Source organism: Enterococcus sp. B2E4 (assembly GCF_030499455.1).
Taxonomy (GTDB): Bacteria; Bacillota; Bacilli; order Lactobacillales; family Enterococcaceae; genus Enterococcus_D; species Enterococcus_D casseliflavus.
Genome location: NZ_JAUKPK010000014.1, coordinates 161,151 through 184,951 on the forward strand (window position 1 = coordinate 161,151; position 23,801 = coordinate 184,951).

20 protein-coding genes are annotated in these 23,801 nt (G+C 42.6%); 17 read left to right on the forward strand and 3 right to left on the reverse strand.

Annotation, left to right across the window (positions count from 1 at the left end):
- Positions 1-201 precede the first annotated feature (201 nt).
- From Q1X33_RS11290 to Q1X33_RS11330, 9 genes are all read left to right on the forward strand, one after another.
- Positions 202-2,880, forward strand: coding sequence for a cation-translocating P-type ATPase (locus tag Q1X33_RS11290; RefSeq protein ID WP_005228006.1), 2,679 nt, complete (start codon positions 202-204; stop codon positions 2,878-2,880).
- A gap of 171 nt (positions 2,881-3,051) precedes the next feature.
- Positions 3,052-3,480, forward strand: a complete 429-nt coding sequence (locus tag Q1X33_RS11295) for a hypothetical protein (RefSeq protein ID WP_005228008.1) — start codon at positions 3,052-3,054, stop codon at positions 3,478-3,480.
- Positions 3,481-3,975: 495 nt separating this feature from the next.
- On the forward strand, positions 3,976-5,469 hold the full coding sequence (gene abc-f / locus Q1X33_RS11300; protein WP_005228010.1) for a ribosomal protection-like ABC-F family protein: 1,494 nt from the start codon (positions 3,976-3,978) through the stop codon (positions 5,467-5,469).
- Positions 5,470-5,943: 474 nt separating this feature from the next.
- Positions 5,944-7,017 (forward strand): ABC transporter ATP-binding protein, encoded by a 1,074-nt coding sequence (locus Q1X33_RS11305; RefSeq protein ID WP_005228012.1) that lies wholly within the window; start codon positions 5,944-5,946, stop codon positions 7,015-7,017.
- Positions 7,017-7,898 carry a carbohydrate ABC transporter permease gene (locus Q1X33_RS11310; RefSeq protein WP_005228014.1) on the forward strand — a complete coding sequence of 294 codons (882 nt, stop codon included), beginning with the start codon at positions 7,017-7,019 and terminating at the stop codon, positions 7,896-7,898. The genes Q1X33_RS11305 and Q1X33_RS11310 overlap by 1 nt, the downstream gene beginning before the upstream one ends.
- Before the next feature lie 4 nt (positions 7,899-7,902).
- Positions 7,903-8,721: a carbohydrate ABC transporter permease gene (locus Q1X33_RS11315; RefSeq protein ID WP_005228015.1), complete on the forward strand. Its 819-nt coding sequence runs from the start codon at positions 7,903-7,905 to the stop codon at positions 8,719-8,721.
- Positions 8,705-9,997, forward strand: a complete 1,293-nt coding sequence (locus Q1X33_RS11320) for an MBL fold metallo-hydrolase (protein WP_005228016.1) — start codon at positions 8,705-8,707, stop codon at positions 9,995-9,997. The genes Q1X33_RS11315 and Q1X33_RS11320 overlap by 17 nt, the downstream gene beginning before the upstream one ends.
- Positions 9,998-10,013: 16 nt before the next feature.
- Complete coding sequence (locus tag Q1X33_RS11325; RefSeq protein WP_005228017.1) at positions 10,014-11,297, forward strand: ABC transporter substrate-binding protein; 1,284 nt, start codon at positions 10,014-10,016, stop codon at positions 11,295-11,297.
- Between the two features lie 176 nt (positions 11,298-11,473).
- Positions 11,474-13,021, forward strand: coding sequence for a bifunctional UDP-sugar hydrolase/5'-nucleotidase (locus Q1X33_RS11330; protein ID WP_005228018.1), 1,548 nt, complete (start codon positions 11,474-11,476; stop codon positions 13,019-13,021).
- Between the two features lie 43 nt (positions 13,022-13,064).
- Here Q1X33_RS11330 and Q1X33_RS11335 read toward each other — a convergent pair whose 3' ends face one another.
- Genes Q1X33_RS11335 through Q1X33_RS11345 form a run of 3 tightly spaced genes read right to left on the reverse strand, consistent with a single transcriptional unit; the run spans position 13,065 to position 14,652 of the window.
- Entirely contained in the window at positions 13,065-13,226 is a 162-nt protein-coding gene (locus tag Q1X33_RS11335) for a hypothetical protein (RefSeq protein WP_005228019.1), read from the reverse strand.
- A 33-nt stretch (positions 13,227-13,259) separates the two neighbouring features.
- A complete protein-coding gene (locus tag Q1X33_RS11340) occupies positions 13,260-13,610 on the reverse strand; it encodes a hypothetical protein (RefSeq protein ID WP_005233740.1) in 351 nt (116 codons plus the stop codon).
- 19 nt (positions 13,611-13,629) lie between these two features.
- Positions 13,630-14,652 carry a lactonase family protein gene (locus Q1X33_RS11345; RefSeq protein ID WP_005228024.1) on the reverse strand — a complete coding sequence of 341 codons (1,023 nt, stop codon included), beginning with the start codon at positions 14,650-14,652 and terminating at the stop codon, positions 13,630-13,632.
- 118 nt (positions 14,653-14,770) lie between these two features.
- Between Q1X33_RS11345 and Q1X33_RS11350 the strand changes: the two genes are divergently transcribed.
- The 8 genes from Q1X33_RS11350 (at position 14,771) to Q1X33_RS11385 (ending at position 23,583) form a co-directional block, all read left to right on the forward strand.
- Positions 14,771-15,124: a PTS glucitol/sorbitol transporter subunit IIA gene (locus Q1X33_RS11350; protein WP_005228025.1), complete on the forward strand. Its 354-nt coding sequence runs from the start codon at positions 14,771-14,773 to the stop codon at positions 15,122-15,124.
- Between the two features lie 15 nt (positions 15,125-15,139).
- Positions 15,140-16,321, forward strand: a complete 1,182-nt coding sequence (locus Q1X33_RS11355; protein ID WP_005228027.1) for an AI-2E family transporter — start codon at positions 15,140-15,142, stop codon at positions 16,319-16,321.
- 280 nt (positions 16,322-16,601) lie between these two features.
- Entirely contained in the window at positions 16,602-17,171 is a 570-nt protein-coding gene (locus Q1X33_RS11360) for a TetR/AcrR family transcriptional regulator (RefSeq protein WP_005228029.1), read from the forward strand.
- 33 nt (positions 17,172-17,204) lie between these two features.
- A complete protein-coding gene (locus Q1X33_RS11365) occupies positions 17,205-17,741 on the forward strand; it encodes a flavodoxin domain-containing protein (RefSeq protein ID WP_005228031.1) in 537 nt (178 codons plus the stop codon).
- Between the two features lie 532 nt (positions 17,742-18,273).
- Entirely contained in the window at positions 18,274-19,200 is a 927-nt protein-coding gene (locus tag Q1X33_RS11370) for an ROK family protein (RefSeq protein WP_005228036.1), read from the forward strand.
- 129 nt (positions 19,201-19,329) lie between these two features.
- Positions 19,330-21,597 (forward strand): helix-turn-helix domain-containing protein, encoded by a 2,268-nt coding sequence (locus Q1X33_RS11375; RefSeq protein WP_034869055.1) that lies wholly within the window; start codon positions 19,330-19,332, stop codon positions 21,595-21,597.
- Positions 21,598-21,630: 33 nt separating this feature from the next.
- On the forward strand, positions 21,631-22,932 hold the full coding sequence (locus Q1X33_RS11380) for a family 20 glycosylhydrolase (RefSeq protein WP_005228040.1): 1,302 nt from the start codon (positions 21,631-21,633) through the stop codon (positions 22,930-22,932).
- 150 nt (positions 22,933-23,082) lie between these two features.
- The gene (locus tag Q1X33_RS11385; protein ID WP_005228042.1) at positions 23,083-23,583 is read left to right on the forward strand and encodes a GNAT family N-acetyltransferase; all 501 of its coding nucleotides are present in this window, start codon (positions 23,083-23,085) and stop codon (positions 23,581-23,583) included.
- Positions 23,584-23,801: the final 218 nt, after the last annotated feature.

The following is a 23,801-nucleotide window of genomic DNA, read 5'->3' on the forward strand; positions in this document are numbered from 1 at the left end:
TTTGTATAATGTAGGTTATTGACATGAACATGAGGGAGTAATTGGCGGATTTCATCTGCGGCAGTATCACCATCCTGAAAGAAATTTCTGGTGCTGTCTTAAACAGTGAGACTTATGTATGCTTAGACAGTGCATACATAAGTCTATTTTTTTTCATATCATGTACAATAAAGGAAGAGTAAATATAAAAGGAGGAGAAACATGTCAGAAGAAAACAAAAAGGAACAGCTATCGCAGGCGTTTTATGCGCAAGAAGCGCAGCATGTTCTGGAAGAAATGCAAACAGATGCCAATGGATTAACGAACGATGAAGCACAAAAACGCTTATCTGAGTACGGTCCCAACGAATTAGAAGAAGGCAAAAAGAAATCGATGGTACAAAAATTCTTTGAACAATTCAAAGATTTAATGATCATTGTTTTGCTAGCGGCGGCGATTATCTCAGCAGTCGTTTCCCATGAAGTCGTGGACTCAATTATTATTTTAGCAGTTGTCATTATCAACGCGATCATGGGTGTCGTTCAAGAGGCGAAGGCGGAGCAGGCGATCGAAGCACTAAGAGAAATGTCTACACCAAATGCCAATGTGTTGCGTAATGGTCATACCGTCACCATCAAGAGCGATGAATTGGTGCCGGGGGATATTGTCCTATTAGAAGCTGGCGATGTCGTACCGGCAGATTTACGCCTTTTAGAAGCAAGTTCTTTAAAAATTGAAGAAGCTGCTTTGACCGGTGAGTCCGTACCAGTCGAAAAAGAATTGACCGTCATCGAAGGGACGGATGTCGGGATCGGCGATCGCGTCAATATGGCCTATTCAAACAGTAATGTGACCTATGGCCGCGGCAAAGGGGTCGTGGTCAATACAGGGATGGGAACTGAAGTTGGGAAAATCGCTGGTATGCTGGCTAGCGCCCAAGAAACCGAAACACCATTGAAGCGTAACTTAAATGAACTAGGAAAATTCCTGACGATCGCCATCATTATCATTGCAGTGATCATGTTCTTCGTTGGAACGATCTTTAACAATACGTCATGGGTCGACATGCTATTGACTTCGATCTCATTAGCAGTAGCGGCGATCCCAGAAGGGCTGCCAGCGATCGTAACGATCATCTTAGCCTTAGGTACGCAAGTAATGGCGAAACGAAATGCAGTGATCCGTAAATTGCCAGCGGTTGAAACCCTTGGGGCAACCGATATTATCGCTTCTGATAAAACTGGTACGTTGACGTTGAATCAAATGACCGTGGAAAAATTGTATGTCAATGACAAGCAACATGCTGCTTCAGAAGATATTCCGTTAGACAACATGGCATTAAAAGTCATGAACTTTGCCAATGATACAAAATTTGGTGAAGAAGGCAACTTGATCGGTGATCCGACTGAGACCGCATTGGTGCAATTCGGGATGGATCAAGGATTCCATGTGCGAGATCTTGTCAATCAAGAACCACGGGTAGCAGATCTGCCATTTGATTCTGACCGAAAACTTATGAGTACGATCCACCAACAAGAAGACGGCCGCTATTTAGTTGCTGTCAAAGGCGCACCAGATGTCTTGCTAGGCAGAACCTCAAAAGTACTATTGGACGGCCAAGAGCTGCCGATGACCAATGAAGAAAAAGAAAAAATCTTATTCAACAATACCGATATGGCAAAACAAGCACTGCGGGTATTGGGGATGGCCTACAAATATGTAGACCAAGTACCAGAAAACTTAGAATCAGAAATCGTCGAAAATGATTTGGTCTTTGCTGGCTTAGTCGGAATGATCGACCCAGAACGGGCAGAAGCAGCCGATGCAGTACGTTTAGCCAAAGAAGCTGGGATTCGTCCAATCATGATCACCGGAGACCACCGCGATACAGCTGAAGCCATTGCGGGACGTTTAGGGATTATCAAACCGGGCGATGATGATGCCGTCTTGACTGGCGCTGAACTCAATAAAATGAGCGAAGAAGAGTTTGCCCAAAAGGTAGCGAACTACTCAGTCTATGCACGGGTATCGCCTGAACATAAAGTTCGGATCGTCAAAGCTTGGCAACAAGAAGGCAAAGTCGTTGCCATGACTGGTGACGGGGTCAACGATGCACCATCACTGAAGCAAGCCGATATTGGTGTCGGCATGGGGATCACAGGTACCGAAGTTTCTAAAGGTGCTTCCGATATGGTCCTAGCAGATGACAACTTTGCTACGATCGTCGTAGCAGTGGAAGAAGGACGAAAAGTCTTCTCCAATATTCAAAAAGCGATTCAATACTTGCTAGCCGCTAACCTAGGGGAAGTTTTGACCTTGTTCTTAGCAACCTTGTGGGGTTGGGACTCGCTATTGCCGATCCACTTGCTTTGGATCAACCTAGTAACGGATACCTTCCCAGCAATTGCTTTAGGAATGGAGCCTGCTGAAAAAGATCTAATGAAACATGCACCGCGGGGACGCAGTTCCAACTTCTTCTCTGGTGGTGTGATGAGCAGTATCATCTACCAAGGGATCTTAGAAGCGGCAACCGTGCTGTTCGTTTATTGGTCAGCGATCCAATGGCCCGTTCACAATACGTACGATGCGATCCATGCTGATGCCTTAACGATGGCCTTTGCCACGTTAGGATTGATGCAGTTGTTCCATGCCTTCAACGTCAAATCGATCCATCAGTCGCTCTTTAAAGTAGGGGCATTTAGAAACAAAGCCTTCAACTGGGCGATCCTATTGTCCTTTGCGTTGATGCTGGTGATCTTCATCGTGCCAGGATTAAATGATATCTTCCGTGTTGCACACCTTGACTTGTATCAATGGGGCATCGTTTTAGGCGCCTCCTTTGCGATCATTCCAGTCGTTGAGATCGTCAAAGCGATCCAACGAGCAATGGGACGCAAATAAGCCAAAAATAAACGGAAAAACAATCAATGGTCTGCTGTCCTTCTCCCTGGGCAGCAGGCCATTTTTTGCTGGCTTATTTTCGATAAACCCTGCGGCTGTTACTTGACCTTTTCATTTGCAGTAAGAAACGGTAAAATAGGAGATAATAACAAAGAAAGTAGGGGACCCACTGTGCGACCAAACTTAGGTTTTTATGTACAAACAATCAACGATCTTGTCAAAGAAACAGAAGCGATCGGGGAGAAAATGAATCCCAATTATGAAGAGATCCGCAAAGCGATCGACGAGAAGAAAGAAGCCGAGGTAACACCTGAGCGGCTAGCTGAGATTACCAGAATTTTTAAAGAAGGCACGGACAAATACCGCTTGATGCTGGAAAAAATCAGCAAATTGCGTCCCCCAGCGAATGTGATGGGGATCCATAAAAAATTCGAACGGGCGTATATGAAATATGTTGCTGGCTGTGATGAGATGATTTTGAGTCTCGATAACAAAATCGACCAAGAAGCCTTTGATGCGGCAGAAGCCAAGCAAGATGAAGCAACCGACGAAATTTCTTTTGCCATTCAACGGATGACGGCTTTATTGTTAAAAAAATGATAAACATTCAAGTTAAACAAGAGTTATTTAATTTAACTGTTATGTTTTTCACATGTAAAGTTTTTTTATCGGAGGTATAATGAATTCACAACCAACAACCTTTTTATTTTTCATTTTACTCCTTTTGCCATCAGGACTAACCAACCTGATGGTTTTTTTGTGTTTCAAGTGTTTTTTAATGAAACGTTTCCAGCGATAACGGGTTTAGTTTGTGAATAAAATATAAAGGAAAAGCAGCAGGGGGTACTGAACTTGCGCTTTTTTGCCGATCAATGCTATACTTAGGGTACTATTAAACGAAATGAGGGATCCTCCATTGAAAAATTAACCAATTTGTTGAAAGCTGCATGAAACTGTTCCTCCAAGGGGATAGTCTGCAGATTTTCAGGATTGGTTGACTTTTTCGATGGGGGATCTTTTTGTGTACCTCTAAAAACTGATTCTGAAAATAGCTTTAGGTCTACTCTATTCCGTGAATAGAGACGAGGTATATTTATGTCGAATATCAGTATTAATCATTTAACTTTTGGCTTTGACAGCCAAGAACGGTTGCTTTTTGAGGATGCCAACTTGAACCTTGATACACAATGGAAATTAGGGTTGATTGGCAGAAATGGTCGCGGCAAAACGACCTTGCTGCGTCTGCTGCTCAATGAATTGCCTTATAGCGGCTCGATCACCCATGAGCAGCAATTCGTTTATTTTCCCTTACCTGTCGCTGACGATAAGCAACTGACGCTTTTTGTTTTACAGGAATCTGGCGAATTTGAGCAGTGGCGTTTGGAACGGGAATTGAACCTGCTGCAGCTTGATCCAGAAGTTCTTTGGCGGCCCTTTGCCACTTTATCTGGCGGAGAGCAAACGAAAGTCCTGTTGGCGCGGTTGTTCGTTGATGAAGAGAATTTTCCTTTGATCGATGAACCAACCAACCATTTGGATGTGACTGCTCGCGAACATGTTGCCCGCTATTTGCAGCAAAAAAACGGGTTTATTGTTGTGAGCCATGATCGACAGTTTGTCGATGAAGTCGTCGATCATGTATTGGCGATCGAAAAAAGCCGCTTGGTGTTGTACAAAGGGAATTATTCAGTCTATGAGCTGCAAAAGCAGCAAAAAGATGCGTATGAGCAAGAACAAAACAGCAAGTTGAAAAAAGAAATCGGTCGTTTGAAGCAGACGGCAGCCGAGAAAGCGGAGTGGTCCCGAGGACGCGAACGGGACAAATTAGGGTCGCCGACCAAAAAAGGCAGCGGGGCAATCTATGATACGGGGGCGATCGGTGCCCGAGCGGCACGGACCATGAAGCGCTCGAAAGCGATCGTTAAACGGATGGAAGATCAAATTCAAGACAAGTCTGCGTTGTTAAAAGGCATTGAGTGGATTGATCCTCTGAAAATGACTCCGCTTGTTAGCCATCATGATGTGTTGCTGGAAGCAGAGCATTTTCAGCTCGGCTATGAGAAGCCTTTGTTTAAACCGCTGACGTTTGCGATCCGTCAAAAAGAGCGCTTGGGGATTCAAGGGGCCAACGGATCTGGCAAGTCCAGTTTGATTGCGAGTATTTTAGGTACTTTCGATGGACAGCAGACAGGGACGATCAAAACAGCCCATGGAATCACCATCAGTTATGTCCGACAAAACTACGAGGACAACTGTGGGATGCTGACAGAATTTGCCCAAGAGCATGGCTTGAATTATCAAGATCTGCTAAATAACTTAAAAAAGCTTGGCTTGGAAAGAGCTGTCTTTCAAACGCCGATCCAGCAAATGAGCATGGGGCAGCGTAAACGCGTGGAACTAGCCAAATCATTAGCGACACCAGCAGAATTGTTTATCTGGGATGAACCGCTAAATTATTTGGACGTCTTCAATCAGAAGCAATTAGAGGAAGTGATCCATTTGGTGGAGCCTTCTATGCTAATCATTGAACACGACCGTTATTTTCTTGAGCAAGTTTCAACGAAATTGCTGACGCTGACGGGTGACTGAGGCGAAGGATAGAATGAAAAAGGATGATTGTTTTTTAAATAATCATCCTTTTTTTGTTATTTTAAAAGAAGAAATACTGATGGTCTTAGTAAACAATTACTAAAGGTGCTTTTGGACAAAAAGTCGCGTAAAAATAGTGTTAACATCAATGGATACTAAAGGATTGATAATTTTTACCCGTTTTTCATGAAAATTTTCTAAAAACGTTAAAATGTTCGTGTTTACTGGCTAGAAACTGCGTTGTTTGGCTCATTGTTTTCTCATTAAAAGGTAAATTAATTAAAAATCCTTTCATAATTCCCAATGATTTTTACAAAACATTTACAATAATGGTATCGAATAAAAACATTCGTTTGTTATGATTAAAATCGAATTTCTTTGAGCGTTTGACCGAAACATCAAGAGTTCGTTTTTTTTGTGACTTGAAATGCCAGTCAACTATTCGGAGGAAAAAGAGAAAATGGAGGGGCAGTTTTGATAGAAGTAGTCGGGTTGAAGAAGGTTTTCGATAATAAGTTTGAAGCCTTGAAAGCAGTAGATTTTACAATAGAAAAAGGCGATTTGGTTTGTTTGTTGGGACCAAGTGGTTGTGGGAAATCGACGATATTGAATTTGATCGCGGGGTTGTTGAGTCCCACCGATGGTGATATCCGCTTTAATGGTTCTTCCGTTGTTAAGACCGAGCCAAAAGACCGCAATATCGGGTTTGTTTTTCAGAATTATGCCCTTTATCCCCATATGACTGTGTTAGAAAATGTCATGTTTCCACTGACAGTCGGAGAGAAAAAGATCAAGAAAAACGAAGCACAGAAAATTGCTGAAAAGTTCATGAAACTGACCAATATTGAAGAGTTAAGTCAGAAAAAACCAGGAACCCTTTCTGGCGGACAGCAGCAACGGGTAGCGATCACGCGTGCCTTGGTGCAAAGTCCAGAAGTCTTACTACTGGATGAACCATTAAGTAATTTAGATGCCCGTTTGCGCTTGAAGATCCGTGAAGAGATCCGTCGGTTAGTCAAAGAAGTGGGCATCACCACGATCTTCGTGACCCATGACCAAGAAGAAGCTCTTTCTATCAGTGATAAGATCATCTTGATGAACGAGGGGATCATTCAACAAAATGATGATCCGCAAAACCTTTACTTAGAACCAAACAATCTTTTTGTAGCGAAATTCATCGGTAATCCAATCATCAACATCTTGCCAGTAGAAGTCAAAGATGGCCAAATGATCCATCCTGCCTTCACTGTACCAGTTGACCGTTTTACTGACCTTCGCTTCAAGAAACCATTAACAGACGGCCAATACACGTTAGGCATTCGTCCAGAAGATGTGCTGACCACCTTGCAAGCAGGTTTGTTCCAAACGGAAGTCAAGAGTGTGGAGCTGATCGGACGAGAACGAATCTTGAACTTTGATCTGGCTGACAAACATATGAAATCGATCGTTAGTATTGAAGAAATCATTGAAGAAGGCGCGCAAGTGTCATTTGATTTTCATTACAAAAAAGCCTTTATCTTTGATGAAAAAGGAGAGCGGGTCTACTAATGTTCAAAAAAAATTATAACCCTGAGAACCAACCGAAAGCATGGCTGTTTTTACTGCCTTCATTGGTCATTATTTTCTTATTCAGTGTATATCCGCTGTTTCGTTCCTTCATCATGAGTTTCCAAAAAGGAACCTTGATTAACCAACAGTATGCTGGGCTTGAGAACTATCAAAGGGTTTTAACGGACCCAGTCTTCTTTCGAGCACTGCAAAATACGGCGCTCTTTGCTTTTGCGGTCGTACCGATCGCGTTGATCCTTTCTTTAGCGATTGCGTGGATCATTTTTGAAAAAGTCAAATACAAAAGTTTTTTTGAAACGATCTTTTTTATGCCTTATGTCACGAGTACGATTGCCATCGGGATCGTGTTTCGCTACTTTTTCAATGGCTCTTACGGGATCATCAACTATTTGTTGAGTCTTGTCGGCATTCCACCAGTCAACTGGCTGGATAATGTCAATATGAGTATGACGACCTTGATCATCTTTGGCGTTTGGACGAGCCTCGCCTTCAACATTATTATCTTGTTGGCAGGAATGCGCAACATCGACAAAGAACACTACAAAATCGCAAAAATGTTTGGCGCCACCGATGGCGAGATTTTTCGGAAAATCACCTTTCCGCAGTTGATCCCAACCTTTGCCTTCTTGTTAACGGTCAATCTGATCAGTGCCTTTAAAGTCTATACTCAAGTATATGCCTTGTTTGGCGGACAGCCAGGGATCGCCCGCAGTGCAACCACGGCAGTCTTTTATATATATGACAAATTCCATATCGCCGGACGTCCGGGGATTGCAATGGCGGCAACCGTGATCTTGTTCATCATTATTTTGCTCGTCACCTTTATCCAAAATAAACTTTTGAAGAAAGTGGGCGAATAAACGAATGAAAAAAATTGTCACGATTGTTTCGATGCTGTTTTTAGCAATTTTAGCAGTGATCACGCTGTTTCCCTTTGTCTATATGATTTTAGCTGGTCTAATGACCTACAGTGAAGCAACCAGTATTCCACCGACGATCATGCCAGAGTCTTTCCAGTGGAGCAACTACGGGGAAGTTTTTACCCGAGCACCGTTTTTACGCTACTTCTTTAATACGGTCTTCGTTTCCGCGGTGACGACTATCGCGACGCTGATCACTGCGATTTTAGCTGCCTTTGCATTGACTAGTCTTGAATTCAAATACAAACGGTTAGTTATCGGATTGATGATCTCGTTATTGATGGTTCCTTATGAATCGATCATTTTCACCAATTACAATACGATTGCGCGAATGGGCTTATTGAATACGTATAGTGCGTTAATCATTCCCTTTCTGACCAGTATTTTTTACATCTATTATTTAAACGGTTATTTACAAAGTATTTCTAATACCTTTTATAAGGCAGCCAAAATTGACGGTGCCAGCGACCTAGCTTATATCCGCCGAATTTTGATCCCCATGTCTAAACCAGCCTTGGTGACAGTCGGGATTCTGACGTTCATCTCTAGCTGGAATTCTTTCTTATGGCCGTTGTTAGTGACGAATGAGAAAAAATACCGTCTCTTAAATAATGGATTGGCTGCCTTTACCACAGAAAGCGGCAGTGACGTTCATTTACAAATGGCGGCAGCGACCTTGACCGTCATTCCAATTCTGATCATTTACTTGATCTTTAGAAAAGAAATTATCAAAGGAGTGGCTAAAGATGGCATCAAAGGATAAAACAACGATCACCTTCCATAGCGGAATTTTAACGATTGGAGGAACCGTCATCGAAGTTGCGTACAAAGATGCCCATATCTTTTTTGATTTCGGTTCGGAGTATCATCCAGAAACACCCTTACCAGATGAAGAATTACAAACGTTAGTTGCGCATCGCTGGATACCAGAACTGAAAAATGTCTACGATCCACGCTTAGATTACACGTACCAAGGAAGCGAAACGAAAGAATACCAAGAAACAGCAGTTTTTCTTTCCCACGCCCATCTGGATCATTCCAAGATGATCAACTTTTTAGACCCAAATATTCCTATGTACACCTTGAAGGAAACCAAAGCGATCCTCGAAGTGTTGAATCAAAAAGGGGACTTCTTGCTGCCCGTTCCTCATGAAGAAAAAAGCTTTGTCCGTGAATTGATCGGCTTAGAACCCCATGATGTGATTCGGGTCGGGGAAATCGAAGTCGAGATCATTCCAGTCGATCATGATGCGTACGGTGCGGCAGCTTTGTTGATTCGCACGCCAGATCATTTTATCGCTTATACCGGTGATTTGCGTTTGCATGGCTATCATCCAGAGCGTACCAAAGAATTCTGTCAGTTAGCCAAACACACGGATCTATTGATGATGGAAGGGGTCAGCATCAGCTTTCCAGAAAGAGAACCGGACCCCAAAGCGATCACAGTGGAAAGTGAAACAGAATTGATCGAGACCTTCGTGCGTTTGGTCAAAGAAAATCCCCAACGACAAATTACTTTCAATGGCTATCCAGCCAATGTCGAGCGCTTTATGGCGCTTGTTGAAGCCGCGCCGCGGACGGTTGTTTTAGAGGCGACGCAAGCTGCTTTGTTGAAAGAAATTTTCAATAAAGATGTACCGTTCTATACGATCGATGATCAAGTACCAGCGACTCTCGATCCAGCCTTCGCCATTTCTTATCAGGCATTATGTGCCGACACGAGCCAGTACCTTTGGCAAGCAGTCGCGCATTTTGAAAACTTGCAGACGGGTGGTTTGTATATTCACAGTGATGCGCAGCCGTTAGGCGATTTTGATCCAGCTTATCAAGTCTTTTTGGATCAATTGGCAGCACTGGAGATCGAATTTGTCCGTTTGCCAAACTCGGGACATGCGAAACCAGCTGATTTAGATCAGATCATTGCATGGATCGAGCCCCAACGATTGGTTCCAATCCATACGCTGAAACCAGAAAATCTGGTGAATCCGTATGGTGAAAGAATATTGCCGCAACGCGGTGAAAAAATTATTTTAGAGTGATAGAGGAGAGGAAAAAATGAAAACAAAGAAACTTGCATTTGCAGCAGCTGCAGCCGCGACATTGGTATTAGGGGCTTGTGGAAACAACAACGATTCATCTGGTTCTACGGAAAGTGATGAAATCGTTACAGAACTAAGCGAAGATACGACTGTCACCTTTTGGCATGCAATGAATGGTGCGCAAGAAGAATCATTGACGAAATTGACCGAGCAATTCATGGACGAAAATCCAAACATCAAGATCGAATTGCAAAATCAATCAAGCTACTCTGATCTGCAAGCAAAGGTAAATTCAACCTTGCCTTCACCAAAAGATCTGCCAACTATCACCCAAGCATATCCTGGTTGGTTATGGAATGCTGCCCAAGATGACATGCTAGTTGACCTTGGCGAATACATCAACGATGATACTATCGGTTGGGGTGACCAAGAAGAGATCCGCAGTGCCCTTTTAGATGGTGCACAAATCGACGGCGTGCAATACGGGATTCCTTTCAACAAATCTACAGAAATGCTGTTTTACAATGCAGACATGTTAGACGAGTATGGTATTGACGTACCAACAAACCTGGAAGAATTAAAAGAAGCTTCTCAAGAAATCTACGAAAAATCAAACGGTGAAGTCGTAGGTGCTGGTTTTGACTCATTAAACAACTACTATGCCATCGCAATGAAAAATCAAGGCGTTGATTTTGACAAAGACTTGCAATTAGACAGCGATGAATCAAAAGAAGTCATCAACTACTACCTAGATGGTGTTAAAGACGGCTACTTCCGAATCGCTGGTTCTGACAAATACTTGTCTGGTCCATTTGCCAACGAGCAAATCGCAATGTATGTCGGCTCAATCGCAGGGGAAGGCTTTGTTAAAAAAGATACCGAAGGCAAATTTGAATATGACGTAGCAGCTCGTCCAGAACCAATCAACTTGCAACAAGGAACTGACTTGTATATGTTCAACAGCGCAACACCAGAGCAACGCACCGCTGCTTTTGAATACATGAAGTACTTAACTTCGCCAGAAGCGCAAAAAACATGGGCGATCGATACCGGCTACATGCCAGTTGTTGAATCTGTTTTGGAAAGCGATGAATACAAAAACAATCCTGAAACAAAAGTCGCTGCCAAATTAGAAGATGCAACCAAAGAATTGTTCTCGATCCCAGTGATTGAAAATGCTGATCCTGCTTACAATGAAATGCGTTCAATCATGGAAAACATTTTGTCTAATACAGATCAAGATGTCGATCAATTGATTGAAAACGCGAAGCCACAATTAGAAGATGCTTGGAACCAATAATTCTGAATTTCTTCGTCAAAATAAGGTATAATCAGGGAAACACCTGAGAATGAAAGACAAAAGGGTTTGTGCCATAAGGTTTGAAGACACAAGGAAGCAGAAAATGCTGGCTTTCGAGGGTTTTCGACTTATGCGCATGCCCTTTTGGTCTATTGAGGGGAAAAGGAGTCTTTTGAATGAAAATCACGTTTTTAGAAACGAGCGATATGCATGGCTATGTCTATCCAACCAATTTTGCCGATGACACGGAACAAGGATTCGGCGTGGCAAAAGTTGCTACCAAAATGAAAGAGCTACGTCAAGCAGCCACCGGACCGGTCGTAACGATCGAAAATGGCGACTTTATCCAAGGCTCACCCTTAAGCTATTACATCGCCAAAAGCCAGCACTCCGTTGCCGCATTGACCGCTGTCGTCAACCACCTGGACGTTGATGTCCATGTCTTAGGCAATCATGAGTTCAACTACGGTCTGCCTTATTTGCAAGAAGCGATCGCCAGCTACCAAACACCAGTACTCGCAGCGAATATTTTAAATGAAGCGGGAGAACCATTCTTTGGCCAAGCTTACACCATCATTGAAAAAGAAGGGGTAAAGATCGCGATCTTAGGAATGGTGACGCCATATATTCCTCATTGGGAACAGCCTGCGACGATTCGTGGGATGCAGTTTGTCAGCATCGTTGAGACGGCGAAAAACTATGTGCCTTACTTAAGAGAACAAGCCGATATCGTTGTCGTCAGCTACCATGGCGGCTTCGAGCGTGATTTAGTCACTGGAGAACCGACCGAATTATTGACTGGTGAAAATGAGGGCTATCAATTATTGCAGGAAGTCTCAGGAATCGATGCGTTCTTCACAGGACACCAGCACCGTGAGATCGCCACAAAAATCAATGGTGTCCCCGTTGTACAGCCCGGTTATCGTGGAAGCTTTATCGGCGCCATCGAATTAACGGTTGAAAAAAATCAGACAGGGGTTCATGTCACAAACAGTACGGCTGCGTTGATCCCTGTTGCAGATGCTGTCCCAGATCAAGAGACGTTGGCTTTGTTAGCACCCATCGAAGAAGAATTACAAACCTGGCTAGATCAGCCGTTAGGCAAAGTCAGTGGGGATATGCGAATCACCGATCCGATGGGGGCACGCTTGAAAGAGCACCCTTATATTGAATTTATCAATCGTGTTCAGATGGCTGCCAGCGGCGCCAAAATTTCTGGTACTGCTCTTTTCAACAATGAAGGCAAAGGCTTTGGCGCAACTATCACGATGCGGGATGTGATCACCAATTATATTTACCCAAATACGTTAGCTGTAGTCAAAATAACAGGTGCCGAATTAAAAGCCGCTTTAGAACAAACGGCGGATTATTTAGCCGTTGTTGACGGTCAGATCGTCTTCAATCCTGCTTTTATTGAGCCAAAACCTCAATATTATAACTACGATATGTATGAAGGCATCGAGTATACGATCGATCTTAGTCAACCCGTCGGTCAGCGAATCACCCGCTTGGACTTTGAAGAAAAAGCCATTGCGATGGATCAAGAATTAGAGATCGTCATTAACCAATACCGTGCAGTAGGTGGCGGCAACTACGCCATGTTTTCTGCCGAAAAAATCGTTCGTGAGATTCAAGTCGATATGACGGAACTGATTGCTGACTATTTAAAACAGCATCCTCAAATCGAAGCTACGACGAATCAAAACTTTCTAGTGACGTTATAACAGTAAAACAGCCTGCGATGAAGGAATCATCGCAGGCTGTTTCTTAATTTTCTACATTGCGTACATAGTCATCAAAGTATTTTACCAAATCCGCTTTGACTTGTTGATAGTCTTCTTCGGAATACTCTTTGTCTTCTAGTTTTGCTTCGAAAAACGGCATGGCCAATTCTTCTCGTAAACGATCCAACACTTGTTCTTGGTTCATAACGTCACCTTTTTCACATTTGATTTGATTTCATCATAACAAATGAAATGAGGCTGTCAATGCTTCGTAAGTGTCTTTCATTTTTTCTAAACGATTTTTTAAAGAAACAAAATCATCGTCATCATGAAAAAGGACTTGTTTTAATTCAAAATAATAGATCTCAAAAGCATCAAAGAAAGCAATGACTTCCGCTGTTTGCAGCTCTTTGGCAGTATCGCAGCGAATATAGGCTTTTTCAGCGATCGCATACGTTTCTGCAGTCGTTAATAGGACCAATGATTCATTGTATTTGCGGCTCGTCACTAGTTCAAAGGTTGATTGACATTTATTGTAGATATTAGAAAAATCTTTGAGCACAAGTTCCTTTGGTGTTTTATCAAACATGGGGGAATCCTCCAAAACTTTATTTTTTGAATAAGACGCAGACACATTCTGGTGCGTAGATGTCTTTTTCTAAGACAGTCAATTTGCCAGTGGCTTCATCGCGTTTGTATAACGTTAGGTTATCAGAATTTTGGTTGGCACAAACGAGATAATCGTTTGTCGGGTCCAAATCGAAATCGCGAGGGAAGTCGCCTTCAGTCGAGATTGATTGAACAAAAGTCAGGCCAGCGCCTTCATCGGTTACTTCAAAAACAGCGATTGAATTATGGCCGCGATTTGAGCTGTAAACAAAACGGCCATCGTTCGAGATACGTACCGCAGCGCCACTGTTGAAATCCGTAAAGTCCGCAGGGATCGTTGGCACCTTTTGGATTTTCTCAAAACTGCCATCTGCTTCATTGTAGCGTAAAACAGTCAATGAGCTGTCTAATTCGCCCACTAAGTAAGCGTATTGGTTATTTGGATGGAAGACCAAGTGACGTGGACCAGTTCCGTCTTCTGCCACGTAAACGGCAACTTCTGTCAGTTTGCCATCTTCTGAAATATCATAAGTATAGACCCGGTCTGTTCCAAGGTCACAAACTGCTAAACGTTGGTCTGGTGTTAAGTCAGTATAGTGGACATGAGGTTTGTCTTGGTTTTCATGAGAGCCGACGGGTTCATCATGGTAGATGCTGTCCGTTGCTTCGATGCTGCCATCCTCTAGAATTTTATAAACATTCACTTCACCTTTATGGTAGTTGGCACCATATAAAAGCTGACGGGTTTCATCAACTGCTACATAGCAAAGTGGTGCGCCTTCTTCCGTTGCGGTATTCAGCAAGGTAAAGTCTGGGGTATAAGCAGCTGCGCCGCCGTTACCATCTACTTCTGTGACGCTGTAAACTGCTTCTTTTTTACTGCGGGCAAGATAAGTCGGACTTTTTTCTTCCGCGCATAAGGTCAAATCGGTCAGTGTTCCTTTTTCCGTATCTAAAGCGATCGAATAGATCCCTTTACTTTCGCGACGAGTGTACGTACCTAAATAAATCGTTTGCAACATAAAAAAACCTCCTAATAGTTTCATTCCTATTTAATTCTACCATAGAATGCGGTTTTGGGCGGGTAGAAAAACTCTTTATGTTATAATAAACAAGAAGATAGAAAGGGGAGTTTGTCATATGAAAAAAGGGACGATCAAAGAAATCGGTCCACAAGCGATCGATTCACAAGAAAGAATGATCATCTTTTTTGGGGAAGAAGCGACCGACACACTGCGAGAATATTCAGTCATTCAAACGATTCCTGATTCGCAAGCGTTAGTCGTCACAAAAGGGGACCAGATCACTTTTGGTGATCAGACCTATCAAGTCCAATATGTAGGGACGGTCGTAAACCAAATCCTGCAAACGATCCAGCATGTGACCTTTGTCTTTGACGAAGTGCCGGCTGAAGATCAGCTTTCAAGTGCGATTTATTTAACGCCAACTGTTCTGCCGAAACTAGAAGTCGGCATGCAGGTGACGTACGACTAGGAGGCAAAGAATGTCATGAAAGAAACGCAGAAAAAGCCGCATTCCTGGTTTTGGAAATGGTTTTTAAACAATCAAGCAGTGACCAGCTTGCTGGTCATTTTATTGATTCTCTTGATTTTGCTGCTCTTTACGAAAGTGTCGTATTTGTTTGAACCCGTCTGGCAATTTTTAGCCATCGTCGGATTGCCAATCATTTTGGCGGGGATCTTGTATTACTTGATGAACCCCACCGTCGACTACTTAGAACGCAAGGGAATCAAACGAATCTACAGTATTTTTGGTCTCTTTATTTTAGTGGTTGGTCTGATCGTCTGGGGTGTGGTGGTGATCATCCCTAAGATCCAAGAGCAATCCATGAGCTTTGCGGATAATTTGCCAGGCTACTTGACGATCATCGAGAATAAGGTGAATGAGATTCTCTCTGATCCAATCTTCTCGCAAGTCCAAGAGCAGATCGAAGCCTCCAATGAGAAGCTGATTTCTTCTTTGACGGATATCGTCCAAAACCTTTCCCGCAGCACGATTCAAAATCTAGGCAGTTTCTTCGGCGCCGTTGCAACGATCGTTTTAGCGGTCATTACCATGCCATTTATTTTGTTCTACCTACTGAAAGATGGCCGTAAACTAGCCCCTTATTTTGTTAAATTTCTGCCAACCAAAATGCGCCAGCCATCACTGGTCGTCTTAAAAGAGATGAACGATCAAGTATCCTCCTATATTCGGGGACAACTGACGGTGGCGTTTGCGGTCGCAGTGATGTTTATGATCGGGTTTAGTATCATTGGCTTAGATTATGCCATCACACTGGGGATTGCAGCGGGATTTCTAAATTTGATCCCTTACTTAGGATCTTTTTTGGCCATGATCCCTGCGGTCTTTTTAGGAATCGTCGGTGGACCCGTGTTATTGATCCAAGTGCTGATCGTCTTTGTCATTGAGCAGACCATTGAAGGCCGCTTGATTTCGCCATTAGTTCTAGGAAACGAGTTGTCGATCCATCCTGTCACGATCCTGTTAGTCCTCTTGACTTCAGGAAAACTGTTTGGCCTTGTTGGGGTCATTTTAGGGATTCCTGTGTATGCGGCAGCTAAAGTGGTCATTACCCATGTGTTTGAATGGTATACGCGGGTTTCCTCCTTGTATGAAGAGGAAGAACCGATCCCCGAAGCGCCACCAGAGGACACCCCAGAAGTGTAGCAGCTTCGAGTGTAAAAGAGTCCATACGTATTATCTACGGTACAGCCTTTTTCTGTGGGCTGTACCTTTTTTGTGCGGATAAAAGACCAGCAATCATTGGAAAGTAACGGAAAATTTACAACCTATGAACGATGATTTTTGAGAAATAGACAACTCTTTATTCAATAGAAAGAGCGAGGGATAGTGGTCTGGACCCAATTGACTTCGAAGGAACTAAATAATATAATCGATTTATATAAAGAGTTTATATAACGCAACTTGTGCTTAGGGAGGGCAATGAATGCCGAAACAACGAATAACAAAGGAAATGGTGGTTGATGCCGCCTTTGAGATTGCACGAAAAGGCGGTATGGAGCAAGTGATCGTCAAGAACATTGCCGAGAAGTTAGGCTGTTCAGTCCAGCCCATTTATAGTTACTGCACCAATATGGAGGGCCTGCGAACAGAAGTGGAGCAGAAAGCACGGCAATTTTTACAAGCGTATCTAGAAGCCCATAGCGACCCCCAGGATCTGTTTCGCAGTACCGGACACGCGTATTTGCAATTGGCGAAAGAAGAACCCCATATTTTGAGTATTTTTGTCTTACAAAAAAGAGCGAATGTTTCGTCATTAGAAGATCTGTATCAGTTGGAGACGAATCCTCAAGTAGCCCAAAGGCTTGCCGTCGATTTGACTATCAGTATAGAAACCGCCAAACAGCTACACATGCATATGCTCATTTACACGATCGGAATCGGTACGATTTTCTCAGTAACGACACCCGGTATTCCACTAGATGAAATCTATACACAACAGGAAAAAGCGTACGAAACGTTTTTAGAACAAGCAATAGCTGGCACAAAACCATAAGGTGCAGTCCTAACTGCAGAGAGGAGCTCCCCCATGAAAAACGGCATTATTGTTTATCAATCGAAATACGGCGCTGTCAAAAAGTATGTCCACTGGCTTCAAGATGCAACAGGTTTTTCCAGCCTAGAAACCCCAAAAGCGAAAATAGCTGAAGTAATGGATTATGACACAATTATCTTCTGTGGGGGAATCTATGCTTCGGGTATTGCTGGACTGTCCTTTTTAAAAAAGAATACCAACCAGCTAAAAGACAAAGAGATACTTATCTTTTGTGCGGGAGCCTCTGCTCCTGAAGAAGATGTTGTGAAAAAACTCAGAGAACAGAATCTCCCGGGTTCGCTAAAAGACATCCCCCTTTTTTACGGCAGAGGACAATGGCAGGAAAGCAAAATGAATTTCTTTGATCGAAACTTAGTGAAAATGTTAAGAAAAGCTGCGGCTAAGAAAGCGCCGCACACCTATGATCCGCAGATGAAGGCGCTCATGGAAGCCAACGGACAAGATTGTGATTGGACGGATAAAAAGTACTTGGGTCCGTTGGTGGATTATTTGGAGCAGGTACTATATTGAACGAGCACAAGCGTTTATTGAGGTTTTATGACTCAAATGAGCAATGAGTGACCAGAGTGTAAGAACAGAACAAAGTTAGTTTACTGCGAATAGATTTTCTGTTGTGACACCCAGAGTCAGCAACTAAGTTCTAAAAAATCGTTCGATCTATTTCTAAAAAGCAATGACTAAGTAGAATGCCGATCACGCATGAGAGGATGTCTTATGCGTGACGGTTTTTTGTTTTATAAACTAGATAGCTTATCTCAAAAAAAGGGTAGCTGTTTCCTTTGTTGACAAAATTCTCAGGCACCGTATCTAATAGATTTCTTTTTTTGATTTGCAGGATGAACAGTTTTGTGAAGCTGAGCGTTAAACTTGATCTTTTTAGTGTTTTAAAAATAAGCAGATAAGCTATCACTTTCTGTACAACGTATGTTCTTTCTAAATGCAAGATATCTTTCGTTGCGGGCTTTTTTATGGCTTGGGCGGATTTGACACACTGTTGCAAGAAATACATATGGTCGCCGAAAACATTGGTTGCGTATACTAAATGCAAGATAAAAGAAAGCCTTGTGAGGTCAAGAAAATGTGGATTTTAGCAATTGATATTGGCGGTACTGCTATTAAATGTGGGTTAGTGAATAGTCAAGGGGAACGCAGACAATTGACTCAATTTCCTATGAACAAGGAATATGCCACAGTCACGCAACGCATATGTCGACACATCGATGCATTCTATGCCGCAACATTTGATGGTATTGCTATTAGCTCAACGGGACTGGTTGATCCACGAAGCCAAGAAATCGGGATGACATCACCTTTGTATGAAGGATTTGGCAAAAGACTGGTTAGGCATTTGCGAAGCAAATACCAATGTCCAGTGGCTGCCGAAAATGATGGCAACTGTGCGTTATTGGCAGAAAAGTGGTTGGGTCACGCTCAAAATTGTGCGTCCTTTGCGACAATTGTCCTAGGTACATCCGTTGGCGGTGGCTTAATGATTAACCATCAATTGGTTCGCGGCAAACACTTACTAGCAGGAGAGTTTGGCTATATGCTTTTTCCGACCGAAACAAAGGATTGGGAACTTTGGAGCATCGCAGGGTCAACCAGAACTCTTGTGGAAGAAACAGCAGAGCGTATCGGAGATCCAACAATCAATGGGCAGCGCATTGATACACTGGTTCAAGAACAAGATCCGCGATGTCTGCCAATGGTCGCTGATTTTGTCGATAAGCTGGCGGCAGCTTGCTATAGCCTGCAGTACATGATTGATCCGGAAATTATCTTGATTGGTGGTGGAATCAGTGCTAGCCGTTTCTTGATCCCTCAAGTAAACGCACGATTGGCTGTGATTGCTGAACAGATTCCAAGTACTGTTATCGTGCCAAACATTTGTGCCTGTCGTTTTGGCAATGAATCAAATTTATTAGGCGCTTGTTATAACTGGTTAAGAAAATACAAGCCTGATAGCTAACTTGTAAAAAAACATTGTTTTTTATTAAAATAAAGCGTATTTTATTAGAGTATCATACATTCTTTTCTCCTAAATAAGTACCGATAAATGAAAGCGTTTTTGAGCTTTTGAAATAACAGAGAATAGGTGATGCAAATGAGAAAGTACCCGGAACAGAATCGTCAAAAACTATTTAGGGGAATCATTCGTTCCATCAGCTCTTATTTAATCGTGTTTTTAGTGCCTTTTTTAGCCGTGTCATGGATTTGGTATGATACATCTGTCAAAAGTATCAATGAACAAGTACTGCTGACGGCCAGAAATCAATTGATCCAATTGAAATATTCATTAGAAAATACATTTATTCAATTGAATTATCTGACCCAAAAAATGACCAATGATCATGTTGTTTCATTGAAATACCTACAGCATCCTTACTTGACTAAAGAAGCAAAAGAAGCGATGCAGACATATAAAATCACTAACGATCTAGTCGAAGAAGTCTATTTATATTATAAAGAAGCCCCGGCGACCCTTTATTCAACCGTTGGCTCACTGTCAGTCGACACATTCTTGAATAAGGTACTGCCAAAAAACGATATGGACCAAGTTCAATTGGTCGCACAATTGGACTCTCCAGCGCCGACGTTACTGACATTGGAAGGTGCTGGTGGAGAACAGCGATATTCGCGTTTCTTTTATATCGTTCCAATTCAAAGTGAAGAAATGACCGTTTACGGCGCAGCAATCTATGAAATCAAAGAAAACAATTTGAAGAGAATCCTTGATTTAAGCAATAGTGATGGGCTCAGCAATACCTATATCATCAATGATGAGTATCAGTTATTAGCCAGTACCACCAATGATGAGTTAGCACGCTTTTTAAATCATCCTGAGCGAATGAAAAAAGGCATTCAAACAGGACGAATGCGGTTTGAACAATCGACGTATTTTGTTCAAGCAATTGCCAACAAAGAATTGAATATTTCGGTCGTAGCTGTCGCCAATCCGAATCAAGCATTGGCTTCAGTCAACCGTGTGCAAGAACAGTTCGTCCTAGTATTTATCGCCATATTGTTTACGGGTATCACCGCAGTCGTGATGCTTGGTTTACGCAGTTATCGGCCGATTCGCAAAATAGAAAATCTGGTTCAGGAGTTTCATCGTGATCCAAAAATGACTCTTCATTCGATGGATGATGTCCATAATACGCTAGCGGCATTTTTGGTAGAGCACCAAGAACTGCATCAGGAAGTTCGTTTACAAACACCCCATGCGAGAGAACAAGTATTGCGCAAATTAATGAGTGGACGTTTCCGTTCAGAACAAGAATTGGCTCTGCTTTTGGAAGCTGTCCATGTTTGTTTTCCTAAGTCGAATTATTTTGTGATCGCCATTGATACGAAAACTGTTGATACCAAAGCCAAGCAAGGGGATAAGAAGTTTTTAATTGATTATATCGAAGAAATCAAAGAAGCTGATTATACGGCATATGCCACTGAAATTTTGTCCACAGAAATGCTGGCATTGACCGTTGGCTTTGTTGATGGCAAAGAACAAAAAGAAATTGTAGATGCTATCGCGGAAAAAATTACCCAAGCGATCTCCCTAACACCCGCAATGGGTGTCGGGATGACGGTGGATCAACTAACGGCTATTAATGAATCGTATATCGAAGGATTGGCGGCACTGGAAAATCAAGGAAGTCAAGGGAAGCAAATCAGCTACTATGCGGAGCTTTCCCAAGAGACCAAACATTTACCGATCAATTATCCAGACAATCAAAAATTAAAATTGATCCAAGCCTTGAATCAAGGAAATATTGAAATTGCCAGTGAAACGATCCAACGTTTGATTGAAGAAGGCGAGAGCAAACAGACTTCGCCTCGTGTCCAAAAAATGTACGGCTACTACTTGTTGAATACGATCGCGCAAGTCGGCGGTGAATTGGTGGGGGCAGAGGTACTGCATACTGCTTCTGAAAGTGCCGATTTCAACAGCTTGAACCAATTGCAGACGGCCTTGTTAACGATTGCCCAGCAGATTTGTACAAAGGTGCAGAAACAGCCGCTGGATGACGAGTCGGAAATGAATGAGAAAATCTTCAGTTTTATTCAAGAAAATTATCATTCCTCTCAGCTATCGCTAGAATCGGTGGCAGAGGAAGTAGGTGTATCTGTCTCTTATGTCAGCCGTTTTGTAAAAAAAGAAAGTGGCAAAACCTTCTCCAAATATATTCAAGAATTACGGCTGAAAAAAATCAAAGAAGAACTGATTGAAACAGATTTGCCAATCAAAGAAATTATTCGTAACAATGGGTATTATGATGTTTCCAACTATACGAGAAAGTTCCGAAAAATAGTGGGTGTGACCCCAGGGCAATACCGTGAAATGAACCAAAAAATGAGAAATTATTGAACGTAAATTATTGAAAGTAAGAGGAAGAATGAGATGAATAAACCAGTTGATTTGAAAGAAGCTCAGCAACGAGCTGCCGTCTTTTTTGAGGAGATAGGTTGGCAGTCGGCGAAGGAACCGCTCCCGCAAATAGTGGTCGATCCGCAGCTGGATGCTGATTTTCGATTTGAAACCCAAACAATCAGTGTGTCCTCGCCAGAACACGTCTTTTACGCGTTAACCAAATATGGCCGAGATCAAACGACAGGTCAATTAGCACAGAAAAGCTATCTAGCAGCGCTTAAAGAACGCTGTCTGATGATCGATATCGGGCGTAAATTTTATTCTCTAACTGATTTGAAAGCAATCGTCCGCAGTATGGCTTGCTTCCAATTTACGCATCTGCAGCTTCATTTTTCGGAAAACGAAGGCTTTCGGATTGAATCCCAGCAATTTCCAGAAATCGTTTCGGAAGAATATTTGACCAAGCAGGAAATTCGTGAATTGATTGCGTATGCTCAAAACCATTCAATTGCCATTATCCCTGATTTTGATTCTCCTGGTCATTTGCGGCAAGTGTTGGCTCAAAAGCCCGAGTGGCAATTACCGACAGCCGATGGCACGCGTGATGAACGAGCACTGAACATTTTGGATTCAGAAGCGGTAGCTTTTATTCAGGAAGTTTATCGGGAATATGCGCAACTGTTTGAAGACAGCACCTATTTTCATATTGGTGCCGATGAGTTTATTGATTTTGATCATTTAGAAAACTTTCCGCAAATGATCGAAGCAGCCCGCGAGCGCTATGGGGAAAAAGCTAGCGGAATCGAAGTTTTTATTGATTATGTCAATGAGCTAACGGCCTTTGTTGAAAGTCTCGGCTTTGTTGTGCGGGTCTGGAATGATGGGTTTTACCGCTTGAATCGCCAAGAGCAAACAACGTTGACGGAGAATTGCCAAATCTCCTATTGGACCCGGTGGAACCAGAATATGGCGCCGGCAGATGTCTTTTTTGAAAAAGGCTATACCATGATCAATCACAATGATAATTTTTTCTATTATGTCTTAGGAGAAGCGGCAGGCTATACTTATCCAACCTACGAAAAAATCAGCAATGAATTCCAGTTGACGACGTTTGCCAATGGACAACAAGTTGCACAGGAACAGCTTGCCCAAACACAGGCGATCGCTTTATCCGTCTGGGCGGATGTACCTGAGGCCCAGACTAGTCGTGAAGTGATCCAAGCGATTTTTTGGCTCCAAGCGGCCATTAGCCAAAAAGTTTATAATGAACCCAATCGGCCAAAAGAGACAGTTCAAAAGCTCTATGATGGGTGGGAAGCGACATTCAGCTGATTGCTAGAGGAATTGGGTGAAGCAGCAATCCCTGATAATCCCTATTATTTTTTATGATGAATAAGTTTAACTATAAGGCAAATCAATGCCAGCGACACACTGTATAGAATGAACATAGCCCCGAGTGAGGGGGAGAAATGGAGCAAATAAGTGGTCATAGACATTCAACCGTTGAAGAGAAAAGATATCCTTGAAATGGATCAAATGTTTTTAAAGCAAGGATGGCCTTCTCGCCAGCAGCTCTTGATTGATTATTTAAACGAGCAAGAAGCGGGGGAGAGATGCGTTTTGCTTGCCAAAATAAACAACACAACTGCCGGGTATTTGACCTTGGTCCCTCTAGCAAAGCACGGACCATTTAAAGGCTTGTATCCAGAAATTGTGGATTTTAATGTTTTTGAATCCTATCAAAAACAAGGGGTAGGCAGTCAGCTTTTAAAAGCAGCCGAAGAAAAGGCACGAGAAATAGCTGCCGTGGTGACATTGGGGGTAGGCCTGCATAATGGTTATGGATCGGCCCAGAGACTGTATGTAAAACAAGGCTATATTCCAGATGGATCTGGTGTTTGGTTCAATAATCAGAATTGTGCGATGAATGCGCCTTGCTGCAATAATGACGATCTTGTTCTTTATTTGTCTAAGGAACTTTGAACCTCCTGTGGTAAGTACCGTTAAGGATGGATTAAGCACGCAACTCGTCTGGATGTTCTCATCACCTGTTCAACAAGCTGGTAGGCTACTTTCGTATAGGCAAATTTGTAGGAGTTCTTGAACAAATAGCCATAAAAAATGACTAAAAGCGATCCGCTTCTAGTCATTTTTTTGGGCTCTTTGTCAATAAGGACTGATGAGTTGTGTAAAATCAAATC

Excerpts from the sequence above, each read along its gene's own strand:
- Q1X33_RS11320 (WP_005228016.1), top strand. The coding sequence starts at position 8,705 with ATGGCATCAAAGGATAAAACAACGATCACCTTCCATAGCGGAATTTTA.
- Q1X33_RS11350 (WP_005228025.1), top strand. The coding sequence starts at position 14,771 with ATGAAAAAAGGGACGATCAAAGAAATCGGTCCACAAGCGATCGATTCA.
- Q1X33_RS11360 (WP_005228029.1), top strand. The coding sequence starts at position 16,602 with ATGCCGAAACAACGAATAACAAAGGAAATGGTGGTTGATGCCGCCTTT.
- Q1X33_RS11375 (WP_034869055.1), top strand. The coding sequence starts at position 19,330 with ATGCAAATGAGAAAGTACCCGGAACAGAATCGTCAAAAACTATTTAGG.
- Q1X33_RS11340 (WP_005233740.1), bottom strand. The coding sequence starts at position 13,610 with ATGTTTGATAAAACACCAAAGGAACTTGTGCTCAAAGATTTTTCTAAT.
- Q1X33_RS11370 (WP_005228036.1), top strand. The coding sequence starts at position 18,274 with ATGCAAGATAAAAGAAAGCCTTGTGAGGTCAAGAAAATGTGGATTTTA.
- Q1X33_RS11365 (WP_005228031.1), top strand. The coding sequence starts at position 17,205 with ATGAAAAACGGCATTATTGTTTATCAATCGAAATACGGCGCTGTCAAA.
- Q1X33_RS11325 (WP_005228017.1), top strand. The coding sequence starts at position 10,014 with ATGAAAACAAAGAAACTTGCATTTGCAGCAGCTGCAGCCGCGACATTG.
- Q1X33_RS11355 (WP_005228027.1), top strand. The coding sequence starts at position 15,140 with ATGAAAGAAACGCAGAAAAAGCCGCATTCCTGGTTTTGGAAATGGTTT.
- abc-f (WP_005228010.1), top strand. The coding sequence starts at position 3,976 with ATGTCGAATATCAGTATTAATCATTTAACTTTTGGCTTTGACAGCCAA.
- Q1X33_RS11335 (WP_005228019.1), bottom strand. The coding sequence starts at position 13,226 with ATGAACCAAGAACAAGTGTTGGATCGTTTACGAGAAGAATTGGCCATG.
- Q1X33_RS11310 (WP_005228014.1), top strand. The coding sequence starts at position 7,017 with ATGTTCAAAAAAAATTATAACCCTGAGAACCAACCGAAAGCATGGCTG.
- Q1X33_RS11330 (WP_005228018.1), top strand. The coding sequence starts at position 11,474 with ATGAAAATCACGTTTTTAGAAACGAGCGATATGCATGGCTATGTCTAT.
- Q1X33_RS11315 (WP_005228015.1), top strand. The coding sequence starts at position 7,903 with ATGAAAAAAATTGTCACGATTGTTTCGATGCTGTTTTTAGCAATTTTA.
- Q1X33_RS11290 (WP_005228006.1), top strand. The coding sequence starts at position 202 with ATGTCAGAAGAAAACAAAAAGGAACAGCTATCGCAGGCGTTTTATGCG.
- Q1X33_RS11345 (WP_005228024.1), bottom strand. The coding sequence starts at position 14,652 with ATGTTGCAAACGATTTATTTAGGTACGTACACTCGTCGCGAAAGTAAA.
- Q1X33_RS11380 (WP_005228040.1), top strand. The coding sequence starts at position 21,631 with ATGAATAAACCAGTTGATTTGAAAGAAGCTCAGCAACGAGCTGCCGTC.